At 35.8% G+C, this 16,300-nt stretch carries 14 protein-coding genes and 2 tRNA genes; 5 read left to right on the top strand and 11 right to left on the bottom strand.

The features are described from left to right. The first annotated feature begins 104 nt into the window (after nucleotides 1-104). Together murA and thyX are read left to right on the top strand one after the other, a co-directional pair. Entirely contained in the window at nucleotides 105-1,382 is a 1,278-nt protein-coding gene (gene murA / locus AAGD76_RS03945; protein ID WP_006279833.1) for a UDP-N-acetylglucosamine 1-carboxyvinyltransferase, read from the top strand. Between the two features lie 9 nt (nucleotides 1,383-1,391). After that, entirely contained in the window at nucleotides 1,392-2,246 is an 855-nt protein-coding gene (gene thyX, locus AAGD76_RS03940; RefSeq protein WP_010082033.1) for an FAD-dependent thymidylate synthase, read from the top strand. Between the two features lie 72 nt (nucleotides 2,247-2,318). Here the strand turns inward: thyX and AAGD76_RS03935 are convergent, their stop codons facing one another. Further along, complete coding sequence (locus tag AAGD76_RS03935; protein WP_341820401.1) at nucleotides 2,319-4,103, bottom strand: hypothetical protein; 1,785 nt, start codon at nucleotides 4,101-4,103, stop codon at nucleotides 2,319-2,321. A gap of 144 nt (nucleotides 4,104-4,247) precedes the next feature. Between AAGD76_RS03935 and priA the strand changes: the two genes are divergently transcribed. Next, a complete protein-coding gene (gene priA / locus AAGD76_RS03930; RefSeq protein WP_209472365.1) occupies nucleotides 4,248-6,590 on the top strand; it encodes a primosomal protein N' in 2,343 nt (780 codons plus the stop codon). An 18-nt stretch (nucleotides 6,591-6,608) separates the two neighbouring features. On the opposite strand, the gene petA is transcribed toward priA, so the two are convergent. The 6 genes from petA to AAGD76_RS03900 all read right to left on the bottom strand — a co-directional run bounded on the left by petA (nucleotide 6,609) and on the right by AAGD76_RS03900 (nucleotide 12,164). Further along, a complete protein-coding gene (gene petA, locus AAGD76_RS03925; protein ID WP_010963095.1) occupies nucleotides 6,609-7,208 on the bottom strand; it encodes a ubiquinol-cytochrome c reductase iron-sulfur subunit in 600 nt (199 codons plus the stop codon). 92 nt (nucleotides 7,209-7,300) lie between these two features. After that, a complete protein-coding gene (gene gyrA, locus AAGD76_RS03920; protein ID WP_341820400.1) occupies nucleotides 7,301-10,003 on the bottom strand; it encodes a DNA gyrase subunit A in 2,703 nt (900 codons plus the stop codon). A gap of 52 nt (nucleotides 10,004-10,055) precedes the next feature. After that, nucleotides 10,056-10,128, bottom strand: a tRNA-Val gene (locus AAGD76_RS03915). Between the two features lie 81 nt (nucleotides 10,129-10,209). Next, complete coding sequence (locus tag AAGD76_RS03910) at nucleotides 10,210-11,085, bottom strand: tetratricopeptide repeat protein (RefSeq protein ID WP_341820399.1); 876 nt, start codon at nucleotides 11,083-11,085, stop codon at nucleotides 10,210-10,212. A gap of 153 nt (nucleotides 11,086-11,238) precedes the next feature. Further along, nucleotides 11,239-11,640 carry a DUF1284 domain-containing protein gene (locus AAGD76_RS03905; protein WP_174515668.1) on the bottom strand — a complete coding sequence of 134 codons (402 nt, stop codon included), beginning with the start codon at nucleotides 11,638-11,640 and terminating at the stop codon, nucleotides 11,239-11,241. Further along, complete coding sequence (locus AAGD76_RS03900; RefSeq protein ID WP_151807512.1) at nucleotides 11,637-12,164, bottom strand: biotin transporter BioY; 528 nt, start codon at nucleotides 12,162-12,164, stop codon at nucleotides 11,637-11,639. The genes AAGD76_RS03905 and AAGD76_RS03900 overlap by 4 nt, the downstream gene beginning before the upstream one ends. An 85-nt stretch (nucleotides 12,165-12,249) precedes the next feature. Here AAGD76_RS03900 and AAGD76_RS03895 point away from each other — a divergent pair, with 85 nt between their 5' ends. After that, nucleotides 12,250-12,837 (top strand): nitroreductase family protein, encoded by a 588-nt coding sequence (locus AAGD76_RS03895; RefSeq protein WP_341820398.1) that lies wholly within the window; start codon nucleotides 12,250-12,252, stop codon nucleotides 12,835-12,837. After that, nucleotides 12,818-13,606 carry a diaminopimelate epimerase gene (dapF, locus tag AAGD76_RS03890; RefSeq protein WP_341820562.1) on the top strand — a complete coding sequence of 263 codons (789 nt, stop codon included), beginning with the start codon at nucleotides 12,818-12,820 and terminating at the stop codon, nucleotides 13,604-13,606. Before AAGD76_RS03895 ends, dapF begins: the two co-directional genes overlap by 20 nt. A gap of 8 nt (nucleotides 13,607-13,614) precedes the next feature. On the opposite strand, the gene sucD is transcribed toward dapF, so the two are convergent. The 4 genes from sucD to AAGD76_RS03870 form a co-directional block, all read right to left on the bottom strand. Next, a complete protein-coding gene (sucD, locus tag AAGD76_RS03885; RefSeq protein WP_010963102.1) occupies nucleotides 13,615-14,490 on the bottom strand; it encodes a succinate--CoA ligase subunit alpha in 876 nt (291 codons plus the stop codon). Between the two features lie 3 nt (nucleotides 14,491-14,493). Continuing rightward, on the bottom strand, nucleotides 14,494-15,645 hold the full coding sequence (gene sucC / locus AAGD76_RS03880; protein WP_006279820.1) for an ADP-forming succinate--CoA ligase subunit beta: 1,152 nt from the start codon (nucleotides 15,643-15,645) through the stop codon (nucleotides 14,494-14,496). 37 nt (nucleotides 15,646-15,682) lie between these two features. Next, complete coding sequence (gene rpsU / locus AAGD76_RS03875; protein WP_006279819.1) at nucleotides 15,683-15,883, bottom strand: 30S ribosomal protein S21; 201 nt, start codon at nucleotides 15,881-15,883, stop codon at nucleotides 15,683-15,685. Between the two features lie 199 nt (nucleotides 15,884-16,082). Further along, nucleotides 16,083-16,156, bottom strand: a tRNA-Pro gene (locus AAGD76_RS03870). Nucleotides 16,157-16,300 lie beyond the last annotated feature (144 nt).

The following is a 16,300-nucleotide window of genomic DNA, read 5'->3' as shown; positions in this document are numbered from 1 at the left end:
CTGGGATGATGAGGAAGAAAAAGCAAATTTTGCCTTTTACGGTCAATCTATTATACTTAGTAAGACTTCAATAAACTAATGAATTATACTTTATATCTAATTAAATGCACAAGATATTAATAAGAAATAACTACAAACCTTTGGTCGGAAAAATCAAGATTAATGGCTCAAAAAATGCTGTTTTACCAATAATGGCAGCAAGTCTATTAAGTAGCTCCCCGGTAATTTTGCATAATGTACCTGATTTAATTGATGTGCATCTAATGTCTAAGTTGCTTGAAAGTCTTGGAGCAGAAGTGAACTTTATGCACAATAAAAATTATAAAGCGAACCATACTTTGAAAATTGACTGCAGCAATATCAACAATCACGTGATGCCATATAAAACCGCAAGTAAGCTAAGAACTTCTTTTCTAATATTGGGTCCAATGCTTAGCAGATTTGGCAAAGCGAGAACAGCATTTCCTGGTGGATGCAACATTGGAAAGCGTCCCGTTGATATGCATATTAAAGCATTAGAAGAAATGGGAGCTAAAATTGAAATTGACGGCTATAATATAATTGCAACAGTGAAAGGAAAGCTACAAGGAAAAGAAATCACATTTGAGAAAATAAGTGTTGGCGCAACAGAAAATGTAATAATGGCAGCAACATTTGCAGAAGGAGTGACAACAATAAACAATGCTGCAACTGAGCCGGAAGTTCTTGATTTAATAGATTTTCTGAAGAAAATGGGTGCTGATATTGAAATTGATAATACAAAGGTCATAATAACAGGAGTTGAAGCACTAAATGGATGTGTTCATAAAATAATACCAGATCGCATAGAAGCAGGCACCTATGCACTAGCTGCTATAATAACCGGTGGTAAGTTGGAGTTGGAAGGAATAAATCTATCTGATATAAGGTGTATTACAAATGAGTTGGAGACTATAGGAGCTATGGTTGAACTGTATGATGGAGGCATTGTTATTTCCAGAAAAAATGGCTCTATTAAGTCTGCTAACGTTGCGACAGATCCATATCCCAATTTTCCCAGTGATATGCAACCACAACTGATGTCTGCAATGTGCATCGCTGATGGGATATCAGTAATTGAAGAGAACATTTTTGAAAACAGATTTACACATGCAGATGAATTGAGAAAGTTAGGTGCTAATATCAGCATCGAGAAAAGCAAAGCTACTATAAGTGGAATAAAAAGCTTATCTGGAGCTAATCTATATGCTACTGACTTAAGATCAACAGCAGCTTTGGTGCTTGCTTCTTTGGTAGCCGGTGGAGAAACTATAATAAACAATTCACATCATTTATGGAGAGGATATGAAGCAATGCATGAAAAACTCAATTCATGTGGAGCTGATATCTCCATTTCGTCTTGAGGATATTTTATGAATGAAGCAACCAAACGAACTATAGTAAAAGAAATAGATGCAATCTTATATGAAGAACATAAGGTATTAGACCATGGATTTATTCGAGTAGTGGATTATATGGGCTCTGATAGCGCTATAGTTCAAGCTGCTCGTGTTTCTTATGGCAAGGGAACAAAACAGATAAGTCAGGATGAAGCACTTATAAAGTATTTAATGAGACATCATCATACAACTCCATTTGAAATGTGTGAAATTAAGTTTCACGTGAAACTTCCAATTTTTGTTGCAAGGCAATGGATAAGGCATAGAACTGCAAATGTGAATGAATATTCAGCAAGGTATTCAATACTTGATAATGAATTTTATACACCTAAACCAGAACAAGTTGCAAAACAATCTGACAATAATAAACAAGGTAGCGGGGAAGCTTTTGATCCAGATACCTCAAAGGAAATAATAGATTCTCTAATAAATGACTCTAATTTAGTATATTCTCATTATGAAAAATTTATTGAGCAGGGGCTTGCAAGAGAAATTGCCAGAACTAACCTAATGCTTAATTACTACACGCAATTTTATTGGAAAATAGATCTGCATAATCTCCTTCATTTTTTGAAGCTTAGAGCTGATAAGCATGCCCAATATGAAATCAGAGTTTATGCAGAAGTTATGCTGGATATAATAAAAAAATGGGTTCCACTGGCCTACAATGCCTTTGTTGAATATTGCCTAGAATCAGCCTGTATTTCAAGAACTGGTCTAGAAATAATTCGCAAATTAATTAAAGGGGAAAACGTTACTAGAGAAGAAAGTAATATTGGTAAAAGAGAATGGGGCGAGCTGATGTCTATACTTGATAAACAATCTTAAAGATAAAGGCATACGTGTCAATCTCCTCTGTCAGTTAACTCTCGTTCACCAGATTGAATCTTGCTTTTTACATCACATTAACTCATCACTTTTATAGAACATCTCATTAAAATCATTTAGAGTTCCAAAATCCTGACCCTTGATAAACAGGTGATCATTAGCAACATGTGCTTCATCAAGAGTAAACAGCTCGTAATGATGATTGTGAGCGGGCCTAACAATTTCATTATATAAAACCATTACTTGTTCGTAGTTATATCCATCGCCAGCATGATATTTACCACGTACGGTATCATAAAAATTCTTTACATCATCATATGTCACTTGCAGCTCCACCTTATACTTTCCCACTTCAAGAGGACTTCCTGTCTTTATTTTTAAGGGATGTTGTGAATTTGCAACACTGTTAGAAGTTTCTGCTTCAATATCAGAATTTTTATCCATATTTTCTATCACACTTGCCATAACAGTTTCTTGTTCATCTTCTGTTGGTTTTGTTTGTTTTTCAGTCTTATTACTGCTACTGTCAGTTTCCACAGTTACTTTTTTTACTTCTATATCTTTTTGAGCTTTCTCATTACTTTGCTTGTGTGTTTCATCTCCATGCAATTTTTCCTGCAGAGCTTTTTTCGTATCAGCATAATCATCACGATTGCTTTGCAAAGCTGGTTTATAACTGCTGCTATCATCCGCTTGCATTTGATCTATATAGTTAGATTCTTCTTCCTGTATAGTATTTTTTGCGTTATCCTCACCAACCGTTCCTTTCTCCCCAGACTTGGCTTCACTCTCTACCACAACTTCTTCGTCTACTTGCTCATCATCAATTGTAAATTCAGTACCTATCTGATTGCTATCTTCCTCCAATTCATTAGATAATTTTTCAGATAGCTGGTCACCACTCAAATATGGTTCCTTTGAATATTTAGCATAATTATGGGGATCGGTTCTGTTTTCTGAATAAAACCCACTTTCAAAGTCTGAGTAGGAGCTTTGATTGAGCACAAAAAATAAGTTTTCATAATTAACCAGCATATCACTATCAGGGCTAACAAAATTTAAATATTCATCGCCTTCCCATTCTGGGTGGTGTCTATACTCTGCTATGTAGTATTTACTAGAGTCGAGAGGTATCTTGTCACCTTCTTCCCCATCAAGTTGTAAAACTACTGCTGAATGCCCATTACCTAAATCATTACCTTTTACCACTTTGAATATTTTAATCTCATCCTTTTCTACAAGTTCTTTTAACTCCTCGTTCTTTTCATTTAACTCTTCCTCCCTTTGTCTTTCTGCTTCTCTCTCTCTTGCCAATCTTTCTGCTTCTTCATCAGCTTTCTTCTGCAGTTGTGAGAATACATTTTGTAATATATCTTGTGTGGTTAAGCTATTTGTGTTGCTTAAAAAATTATCTAACACATTTGATGCAATTGGTGACAATTCACCGTGATCATCAAATACTTTTTCCTTTGCTTTATCATAGTGATTTGGGTTATAGATTGCATACAGAGGATAAAAACCATAATCTGCAATTGACGCTCCGTCAGGTGATAGTTCCATTGAGAATCCATAGTAATTAAGTGGAAGATTGGAGGTTAAATATTTACCGTTATCATCCCTAACGTGTAGCTCACTTCTACCATTGTGCTCACTATATTTGTTGTAGTAGATATAAAAATTCTCATGGTTAAGATTGAAGTGATCATCTAGATTATCGAATTGAATTGTACTGCCAAGCTTCTCGCGCAAAAGATTTTTGCTTTCATCTGTAAGCTTTATATGTGCAGAAAAGTAGTATCGATCTATAGGTTCGCCTTTTTCTATTTCAAAGTTCAAAGTAATCTTGTCGTTGACCATTGGTAGCCTCCACAAATTCTATAAATCATTTTATTTATCAATCATACGGTCTGTACTATGAAAAATGTGTTAAACGTTAAGATTTTCTCTGTACCGATTCATCTATATTGCCAAGCTTAATAAAGTTACAAGCTCTTTAAAACAATGTTAAACTCAATCACTATGGCAAAAACAGTTGACGTATTACTACCACTTCCAATTGATCAGTTATTTTCATATGCAATTGAGGAAAATACTGAGATTTTACTTGGAGATTACGTAGTGGTGCCATTTGGCAAAAAACGCTTAATCGGAATAGTTTGGAAATACAGTGATAAAAGTAACCGAGAATTAAAATTTATTGAGCAAAAAATCGATTTACCAAATATTAGACCAAAATTGATTGCATTTGCAGAGTGGGTTGCACAATACAATTTAATACCTATTGGTATGCTTGCCAAAGTGATAATGGGAGGAGTGTTAAAAGTAAATCACATAGATAAATTGGTTTGTGTTGAACAAAAGCAGGAAACAAGTGAAATAAGTTGCCAATTAAGCCCTGAACAGCAGATAGCTAGTGATAAAATAATCAGCAATTTGAACGAGTATTCAGTGACTTTGCTTGACGGTGAGACAGGATCTGGAAAAACGGAAGTTTATCTCTCTGTGATTGCACAATTGATTAAGAATTACACTGCCGTTCCAAATGCTGCTCAGACTTTACCATCCCAGTGCCCAGAGACACAACTGTACGAACATTGTGATTTGGGTCTACCAAGAGGGTGTCATCCGAGTAGCCTGACACTGGGATCCAGTTTTTCATATAACCTCATTACAAATGTTTATTTTAACTTAAAACCAATACCTAATTTACAATCAAAATTCCTGGATTCCAGTGTCAAGCACTGGAATGACACCTTTATACTCAAGGCAAAACCCACTGTAACATTTAGCATACCGTCTTTGCCACGTACTAGTATGACACCAGAATATGTTGAAATGACATCAGGAGAAGGTAATACACAAATTTTAATCCTCCTACCTGAAATTGTTTTAACTTCACAATTGGTAAATCGTGTTCGCGGTCAGATATCAAAAAACTTAGTTGAATGGCACTCAGGGCTCACTCCAAAAACTCGCCGGAATAATTGGCTCAATATAGCAAATGGAAATGCGCAGATAATTATTGGTGCACGGTCAGCGCTTTTTTTGCCTTATAAAAACCTAAAATTGATTATCGTTGATGAAGAGCACGACTCATCTTTTAAACAAGAACAGGGAATTATATATAATGCTCGAGATATGGCGATAATCTTAGCCAAATTTGAAAATATTCCGATTATTTTATCATCAGCTACTCCACTGCTTGAAACGATTCATCATGTTAAAAACGGGAATTACAATCATGTAAAGCTAACTAAACGATTTGGTGGTGCAGAATTGCCACTCATTAAAGTAGTAGATATGAGGAACAACAAGCAATGGATCTCCTCTGAGCTTTTTGAAAGCATCAAACAAACCATAGAGAAAAAACAGCAGGTTATGCTTTTTCTAAACCGCAGAGGGTATGCACAACTGGCAATTTGTAAAAAGTGTGGATATAAAATTTCCTGCTTAAATTGTGCTGTTTGGCTTACATATCACAAGAAAAAAAATGCTCTTTTGTGCCACCACTGCTCTTATCAATTGAAACTTCCAGAAAAATGCTCTAATTGCCAAAGTGAACAGCCATTGTCCCTCTACGGCATAGGAATTGAAAGGTTGCTTGAAGAAATGGTGAAATTAATACCAAACGCAAAAACTGCGATGATAAGCAGCGATCAGAAGTCGGTTAGTAACGTAATTGACTTGATATTGAAAGAAGAGGTGAACATTATAATCGGCACACAAATAATTGCTAAAGGGCACAATTTTCCCAAATTAACTTTGGTTGGAGTAATGAATGCAGATTTGAGTCTCGAAAATTCTGATTTGAGAGCAGCGGAAAAGACGTATCAATTATTGCACCAAGTTGCAGGCAGATCAGGAAGGTTTAATGAAAAAGGAATGGTAATAGTGCAAACCAATAATCCTGAAAGTTCAATAATAAAAGCATTGCTGCATCAAAAAAGAGACTCATTTTATGAAATCGAACTTAAGTCAAGACGCGAAGCCAAAATGCCACCATTTAGCAGATTAATAGCGCTTATAATCTGTGGTAAGAATCAGATTGCAACACAAAAAGCAGCGAATGAAATAGTAAAATCTCTTCTCTGTCATTCAAGTAGCTCAACTATTTGTATCCAGGAAAAAAATGTAGGTGTAGACAAAAAGGAATTTGAAATTCTTGGCCCATCACCAGCAGCGATAAATTTTTTAAATAATAAGTATCGGTATAGGGTATTATTAAAAATACACAATAAGCATAGTCTATCCATACAAAAAAAGCTGAAATATTGGATTAAAAATTGTAACTTGAATTCGAGTATTGCAGTGATAATAGATGTTGATCCTGTGAGTTTTTTTTAACGAGTTTATTTATATTCGTTAAGCCTTCTTGCCAATTACCACAACATTCTCACTGGGAAAAAAATAATCAGGTACAGCCATATTTTTCGGTGCAGGACCCCCAATTACTCGACCTGATGTATCATAATATGAACCGTGGCAAGGACAGAACCAACCATTACCATCTCTTGTAGCGTGGTCAACCGGTACACACCCAAGATGTGTACATATTCCAAGCATAATTAACCATTCGTCTTTTCCTTCGTATACTCTCTGCTCATCTAATTGAGGATCCCTCAAGCTCTTCACATTCACAGCTCTTGCAGCCTCAATTTCTTGCTTTGTGCGTCTACGAATGAATACTGGTTTACCTTGCCACTTTACTTTTACTCCGTGTCCTTCCTGAATTCCAGACAAATTCACCTCCACTGTGGAAGTTGCTAGAACTTCAGCAGAAGGATTCATAGATTTAACCAGTGGCCAAAGTCCGCTTGCAGCTCCTATACCTGCCATAGCGCATGTAGTTAATGTTATAAAATCTCTCCTACTCTTATTTTTAGTAAGATCTTTAACAGGAGGTGTTTTTTTATCCTCTTTGTCTGCCAGTGGTTTTTTATTTTTAGTTAATTTTTTGTCCATTGATCTTTACTTAGCCATAAGTATATATTTTAATTTAAATACTGCGTATTAATCAACAAAAACTTGCGCTTTTTGTTTAACCTATACTACGGTTAAGAAGCGATAGAGTTTTCAACTTCAAAAATACTATCTTCAGTGGAATCAGGATCTTCAATTTTCGCTACTGACACCACTTTTTCTCTACTTTCTGTTTTAAACAGAGTGACTCCTTGAGTGCTGCGTCCTGCAATTCTAATCTCATTGACCGAAATGCGAATTAACTTTCCTTTATCTGTAATAAGCATTATATTATCACCCTGCTCAACTGGAAAACTAGCAACAACATTACCGTTTCTGCTAGTAGTAAGAATATTGGTGATACCAACACCACCCCTGTTAGTTACTCTATACTCATACGCAGAAGTTCTTTTACCAAAGCCATTTTCAGTAATAGTTAATATAAACTCCTCATTCACTGCAAGTTTTAAGAATAATTCGTTATCTATTCCTAAATCATTCAAAGTCTTTTCCAATTTAGAATCAATGGAGTTATTAATTGCAGTCCCCAGTCTTTTTGCAAGTGGAACTTTTAAGTAAAGTTCTTTTGTTTCTGTTGCTACACCTATCCCATTTAATATGGTCATGGATATCACGCTGTCATTCTTTGCAAGTTTGATACCTCTTACGCCATCTGAATTGCGACTTTTAAATTGACGCACATCACTTACAACAAATCTGATACTTTTGCCGAATCTTGTTGAAAGAAAAACATGATCAATTGCATTGCATACTTTAACCAATATTAATTTGTCTCCTTCATCGAGCTTTATTGCTATTTTTCCATTGCTTGGAATATAGTGAAAATCCGCTAAAGAGTTACGCCTTATGTTTCCATAGGCAGTAGCAAAAACTATGTTTTGATTTTCGTCATTTTCACTTGGCAACGGCATTATATTAGTTATAGTTTCACCATCGCTAAGCGGAAATATGTTAACAAGTGCTCTTCCACGTGCGGTTGGCTCTGCAAGAGGTAACTTATAAACTTTTAATCTATAAACTCGACCAATGTTAGAAAAGAATAAAAAGCTAGTATGGGTATTTCCAACAAATAATTCTGTGATTACATCCTCTTCTTTTAATCCCTGTCCTAGCTTTCCTTTTCCACCACGACGCTGAGTTCTGTAGTGAGAAAGTTTTACACGCTTGATATAACCATTCATAGTTACGGTTATCACCATATCCTCTTGTGGAATTAGATCTTCAGCTTCAATGTCCGCGTCTGACTCTTCTATTGAAGTTTTTCGCGGCACAGCAAATCTGTTCTTTATTTCTTGTAGATTGTTTTTTATTTCTTTCATCAACTTCTCTCCTGAGCCAAGAAAAGCGATATATTCTTTTATCAGGTTGATCATTGAACTTAGCTCAGCTTCTAATTTGTCTTTTTCAAGGCCTGTTAAACGCTGCAGTTTCATATCAAGGATAGCTTTAATTTGTAGTTCAGTTAATCTATACACTCCATCTTTCAAAAAGCTTGCGCTATCTGAAATCAACTCGATAATAGTATTGATTTCATTCGAAGTTTTCCATTCTTTATTTAAAAGTTCTCTACTTGCTTCCGCAGGATCTTTTGCACCGCGGATGATTTTTATCACTTCATCTATGCTGAGGACCGCAATGTAGAGCCCTATATATATATGAGCTTTTTCCCTCGTTTTTCTTAGACGAAATTCTGTTCTCCTGATTAATACTTCTTTTCTAAAATCAACAAAAGCAGTTATGATTTCTTTCAATGACATCAAAGCAGGCCTGTTGTTATTGAGCACTAAAGTGTTAACACTAAAACTACTTCTTAGTGGAGTTAGCCCCAATATTTGATTAAGTATAAAACTTGCTTCAGCATTTCTTTTGAGGTCAATTACTACTCTAATACCAGACTTATCGGACTCATCCCTAATTTCTGTTATACCATCAATTCTTTTTTCTTTTACAAGCTCACCTATCTTCTCAATTAATTTTACTTTATTTACCTGGTAAGGTATTTCATCAATCACTATTGCTTGCCTATCTTGTGGCAGATCTTCTATATGAGTCTTGCCTTGCACAACAATTGATCCACGACCAGTTGCAAATGCTGATCTTATTCCAGACCTTCCAAGAATTGTTCCCCCAGTTGGAAAATCCGGCCCTGGCATCACTTCAAGTAACTCATCCAAAGTAACTTCAGGATTATCTACATATAACATACAAGCATCTATTATTTCTCCAAGGTTGTGAGAAGGAATATTGGTTGCCATACCAACTGCAACACCACTTGCACCGTTTACCAATAGATTCGGAAACTCTGCAGGCAGCACAACAGGCTCTGTTTCATTTCCATCGTAGTTTGGCCTAAAATCAACTGTATCTTCATCAATATCATTCAGTAAAAAGTGCGACACTTTTTGAAGTCTTGCTTCTGTATATCGCATTGAAGCTGGTGGATCTCCGTCTATCGAACCAAAGTTACCTTGCCCATCAACAAGTGGTAAAAGAAGAGAAAAATCTTGAGCCATCCTGACCAAGGAATCGTAAATAGCTGCATCACCATGTGGGTGATATTTCCCCATCACATCCCCAACTATACGAGCTGCCTTTTTATATGGCTTACCGGCATCAAATCCGGCTCTTGACATTGCATATAATATGCGCCTGTGAACAGGTTTAAATCCATCTCGCACGTCAGGTATAGCCCGGCTTATAATAACGCTCATTGCGTAGGAAAGATAAGAATCTTCCAGCTCTTTTACTATTGAGATTGGTACTATATTATCCTGCATTTTCTATACTTTAATTGAAGTAATTAATAATACTAACATTCAGTTAAGCAAATGGGCAATGACAGACTTGAACTGCCGACCTCCTCGGTGTAAACGAGATGCTCTACCAGCTGAGCTAATTGCCCCTTTAGATCTAATTCTATAGCTCAATATTGTTATTGTAAACAAAAATAGCGATAAATTAGATTTAGGTAAGCTATAAGCTTTTATGAAATCTTTAGGTGCGTGCTGTGGAGTTTTATAAATTTTAGTCTTGCTGTCACTTTATATAAAGGTATTTTTTCACTCACATCTTTCGAAGTTGTAGCCATGTTTAACAACTTTAAGTAGAATATTGTAGCATTTTGAAAATCTGAAAGTTTATCTAGAATAACAGCTAAATTATAAGTATAAAAAATATTGTTTTCATCGAGGGAAATAGCAGTTATCATATACTCTTTACCTTTTACATAATCCTCCTTTTTCATATAGATCAGACCTAAATTTGCTAATAAAGGAGCATAATTTTTATGTATATCATACAATTTTAACATTTCACTCAACGCCAGATCAGGATCATATTGTGAGATTATCGTCAGAAAATTTTTTAATATGTAAGGGTTACTAGGGTGTTCTTTTAACAGTCTTGTGTAAATCTCTACAGCTTTTTTGTATTCTTTATTAGCGTAATAAATATTTCCCAATCCAATCAAAGCATTTTTATGGTAAGGAAACTTTGCGATAATCTGATTAAGGAGAGAAATAGCTGTTTCATTATCTCCTAACTCAAAGGAATCTTTTGCTTTTTTTAAAGTAGAGTATATGTCAAAACTCTTGCCAGAATTCTGCGCAATTTTGATATTAAATTTATCACTTTTTCTCTCAATAACATCAAGATCTTTATATTTTTTATCAGCTTTTATATGCTTGACAACACTATCAAAGGCCTTCTGTATCTCCAAATTTTCACTAGCATAGGTAACTGAAGACCTCCATAAAATCACAACACAAATTAACATGCAGATAAACATAGGTCCTAGTGTTGTGGCATTGGCTGCAGCGTGTAACCAGTAAACCTTATTTTTTTGAGCTATGTGCAACACATTACAAATTCATAAATGCTAAACCTATCTCATACAACAATAAAGATATTATTAATTAGCGATGCTGTGTAGCTTTTCAGAATGCATTTATCTTTTGTCTTCCATATTTCGCTTTATTTCCACAAAAATGCTTTGATTTATCTTAACATTTTGTCAACTACCTTTATAGGAATGACAATTTAAAAGGGCATTTTTACATATTCCGTATGGCTGCCAGTTGCACCCCTCACATGCGTACTCGAATTTCTCTAAAGACATTTTCTCCCTAATCTTTTCTACCGCTTCACTCCAGGTCAAAGTCTCGCCAATTTTAATTCCTAAAATTTCCATATGCCTTCTATCTAGCTCTAAAACTTTAGCTTGTGTGGTGCATTTACCTTGTTTAGTCTGATTTGGACAAGCACTACAGATATTATCAAGGTTACCAACTACTTCGATTTGAGTACTAATTACTTTGCTTGCTATCCTTTTATAATTTTCTACAAAACCCTGAGAATACCCATATCCCCGAAACGCGAGGGTGCACATAAAATGATGAGGGCGAAATTTTATCATTTTTTCAAATATTGCAAAGCTGCTACAAGTAGAAAAATTTTTATCAAACCAGGAAGGATAAATGGTAAAACACCCACCATTATTGCTTGTTCCAGACCCAAGTAAACAGCAAGCCAACTAACACCACAAATAAAGATTACAACTGTACCAGCCAGACAACTTAAAGAATTACACACAAATGATTTATATTTAGAGTTCAGTAATTCATTTACTTTGCTCATTACCATAACAGCAGCTAAACAGCCAATTAAATATCCACCGGTTGGTCCAAGGAGAGCGTGATAACCACCAGAAAAATTTGCAAGAACAGGCAATCCTGCTGCACCAAGTGATAGATATGTAAGCACAGAATAGAATGCTGTTCTGCGGTTAAATTTAAGCCCAATAAGCATTACTCCTAAAGTTTGCAATGTGATAGGCACAGGCTGCAATGGTATACTTATTTGAGCCATCAAGAATAAAAGTAAAACGCAAGACAATATTTCAGCCAGTGTTGATCTGCTGCTAGATTGTGTTATAAACATACCTTCCCAATAAAAATAACTTATTAAATGTAATATATGTGTATGAGAGGTTTTGCAATTTAAATTTTGCTTATATTGTGCTACAATGAATTATTTATGCACTATTAAATTAAAAATGATGAGTAAACAAGATCTATTATCGTTGATGAAAGCAAGACACAGCGGACGTTCATACGATCCTACAAGAGCAATATCTCAGGAAGACATGGATATTTTAATGGAAGCTGTAAGGCTGACTCCCTCATGTTTTGGTGATGAACCCTGGAGATACGTAATATGCAACAAACAGAACAATCAAAGCGCATGGGAAAAGCTGCTAAATTGCCTTGATGAATCTAATCAAAAGTGGGCAAAAGATGCACAAGTGTTAATCATATCTTTAAGCGCTAAGAATTTCCGCAAATCTGATAAAGGTGAAAATTTTTGGGCTAATCACGATACTGGTGCAGCGAATTATGGACTTATGTTACAAGCTGCAGTTATGAACTTAATGGCCCATCAAATGGGTGGATTTGATAGAGATAAAATAGTGAAAGAGTTCAATATACCCAATGACTTTAACGTAATGTCAGTGATAGCGGTTGGTTACGAAGAAGAGGGCGCTGAAACAAGTAAGAAAAAAAGGAGACCAATAGAAGAAATATTTTTTTATGATGAGTGGCCAAGGTCCTGAAAATTTTATCAAAATGCACGGCACTGGTAACAACTTCGTTATCATAGACTCACGTTCAACAAACAATTTAGACTGGAACCATAGACAAATTGCTGATCAAAGCAGTTGTGATCAAGTGATAATTATAACAATGTCTAATGCTGCAGACTGTTTTATGCATATCTATAATGCTGATGGCAGTCGAGCTGAAATGTGCGGAAACGCAGCACGCTGTGTTGGATATTTGATAATGTCAGAAAAAGGTGCTGAATACTCCATTATTGAGCTAACAAGCAAACGCATTTTAGAGTGTTTTAAAGTGGGTGATAAATCCATAAAGGTTAACATGGGTAAACCTTTGCTAAAATGGCATGAAATTCCCTTGTCTACTGAGTGTGACACTCTTCACTTACCTATAGAGCTTGAAATGCTAAAAGATCCTGTTGCAGTAAATATTGGCAATCCTCACATAGTTTTTTTTGTTGATAACATAAGTGAAATACCATTGCGAAATTTAGGACCAAAGCTAGAAAATCACGCATTATTTCCTCGGAAAATTAATGTTAGTATTGCACAAGTTGAAAAGTCTGGAGAAATAGCTTTAAGAGTTTGGGAAAGAGGTACAGGCATTACTGCATCATGCGGTAGTGCAGCCTGTGCAGCACTTGTTGCATCCACACTACGTGGATATCTGGTTGCCCAACAGACTTCAGTAAATTTACCAGGAGGCAAGTTATTAATCGAATGGGCAAATAACGTATTCATGACCGGTGATATAGGGTTTTTGTGACCCTAATTCTAGTGATGCATTACTTCCAATACCTTCTTACCAATTACTGCAGGGGTTTCAGCAATTGCAATTCCAGCGCTCCGCATAACTTCTAGTTTTGCACCAGCACTTCCACCGCTGGAAGAGATGATTGCTCCAGCGTGTCCCATACGTCTTCCTGGAGGTGCCGTTTGGCCTGCTACAAAACCAACGATTGGCTTTTTAGTTTTTTCTGTTTTCACAAAATGTGATACATCTTCTTCTTCGTTTCCACCTATTTCACCAATAACTACAATACCATGAGTATCGTTATCTTTTAAAAAGAGCTCCATACAGTCGACAAATGTTATACCATGAACTGGATCCCCCCCAATTCCGATACACGTGGATTGACCAAGACCAACAGCGGTTGTTTGTGCTACTGCCTCGTAAGTTAAAGTTCCGGAGCGAGACATAATTCCTATGTGTCCACGCTTATGGATATGGCCAGGCATAATTCCTATTTTGCATTCTTCAGGGGTAATAATTCCCGGGCAGTTGGGACCAATCAATCGACTTTTTGAGCCGATAAGCGCACGCTTAACTTTCACCATATCAAGTATAGGAATGCCCTCTGTAATACAAATTATCAATTCTATTTTTGCATCTATTGCTTCAAGTATTGCAGCAGCAGCAAATTTAGCAGGTACATATATAACTGTAGCATTTGCACCGGTTTTTTCTTTGGCTTCTGCTACAGTATTAAAAACCGGTAAATTAAGGTGAGTGCTCCCACCCTTTCCAGGAGTTACACCTCCCACCATTTTCGTTCCGTAATCAATTGCTTGCTCTGAATGAAATGTGCCTTGTGCACCAGTAAAACCCTGGCATATTAATCTTGTATCTTTGTTTACTAAAACGGACATGCTTTATTTTACCTCTTTTACTATCTTTTGCGCAGCTTCATCTAGCTCATCTGCAGCAATAATATTTAATCCTGACTCTTCTAAAATTTTTTTTCCTTCTTCAAAATTAGTACCTGATAATCTAACCACTAGAGGAACTTTAATGCTCATTTCTTTTGCAGCCGCAACAATTCCACTTGCGATAATATCGCAACGCATTATACCACCAAATATGTTAACCAGAATTCCTTTTACGTTGCTATCAGACAATATGATTTTAAATGCTTCAGTTACAGTTTCTTTACTCGCTCCACCACCAACATCCAAAAAGTTAGCAGGCTCTGCTCCGTAGTATTTTATTATATCCATTGTTGCCATAGCAAGACCTGCACCATTTACCATGCAACCAATACTGCCATCCATTTTGATGTAACTGAGCCCATACTTTGAAGCCTCTATCTCTTCTTTCACTTCCTCATCATAATCACGAAGTTCCATAATTTCTGGGTGACGATATAAAGCATTATCATCGAAATTAATTTTTGCATCGAGCGCAATAAAATCTCCAGAATTTGTTTCAACCAGTGGATTAATTTCAATTTGGCTCGCATCAGTTGCAATAAACGCATCATATATTTTTTTTGCAATGTTCGATATCTTTTCTATTTGTTCTGGACTCAAATGAAAACTGCTGCTTAACTTGCTGCTATCAAAACTTGTAGCAGGATCAATATCAAATTTCACAATTTTTGCAGGAGAATTTTTTGCCACTTCTTCGATGTCCATTCCACCTTCTGAGGAAAATATGAATATTGGCCTACTGAGCTTCGGGTCGATTACCAGGCTTAAATAATACTCTTTCTTAATGCTTGAGCCTTCTTCAACGTACACTTTTCTTACTTGCTGCCCGCTTGGCCCTGTTTGATGAGTAACTAAAGTCATACCAATCATGTCCTTTACAAACTGTTGAGCTTCTTCAACTGACTTTGCTAGCTTTACGCCACCGGCTTTACCCCTACCACCTGCATGAATTTGAGCTTTAACTACAAACACGTCAGATTTTAATTGACTTACTTGAGTCTTTACTTCTTCTGCAGATGTAGCAACAAAACCTTTTGGCACTGGGACATTAAATTTATGCAAAACTTCTTTCGCTTGATATTCGTGAATATTCATAAAATAACCAATGATAAACTATTAACTTGAGTACAAACTACCAACCATAACGTTGCCTTCTGCACTCTTGTTGGTACCTCTTTTTTTTAGCTTCAGCTTTCTTTTTAGCTCTTTTTTCTGATTTTTTTTCATGATATTGTTTTTTCATTTTCAACCCTCTTCCTTCCTTTTGAATTGTTTTTTTCAATACTGGAAGAGCTCTGTCTACATCACCATAATGGACTGATACTTCTATCAAACTCTATACCTCCTTCGGTAATCATTTCAAAATCTATTTATAAATTAGAAAATTAACATTGTCAATTATTTTATAAACTTGAGCGTTAAAATGTAATATGCCATAATTTACATGGTAAATAATGTCATTCCAGTGTCAGCTACTTGCTTACTGATGGAGATTGCTCTTATGTTACAGCGTTCTTACAATTATACTAACATCGGGGCGGAGAGATTTGAACTCCCGACCCTTTGGTCCCAAACCAAATGCGCTACCAGGCTGCGCTACGCCCCGACTTCTTTACTCAGAGTATCAATAACTCAGGCAAAATGCAAGATTCATTTGTTTACTTTAGAAAAAATATAATATGAGATTTAATATTATCTTAGAATATGTTTTTTATTAGCTCCTCTTTAACAACAGACTGCTTCGTAGAAA

The organism is Wolbachia endosymbiont (group A) of Cydia strobilella, assembly GCF_964026745.1.
Classification (GTDB): domain Bacteria; phylum Pseudomonadota; class Alphaproteobacteria; order Rickettsiales; family Anaplasmataceae; genus Wolbachia; species Wolbachia pipientis.
This window is presented reverse-complemented; position numbering and strand designations above follow the sequence as displayed.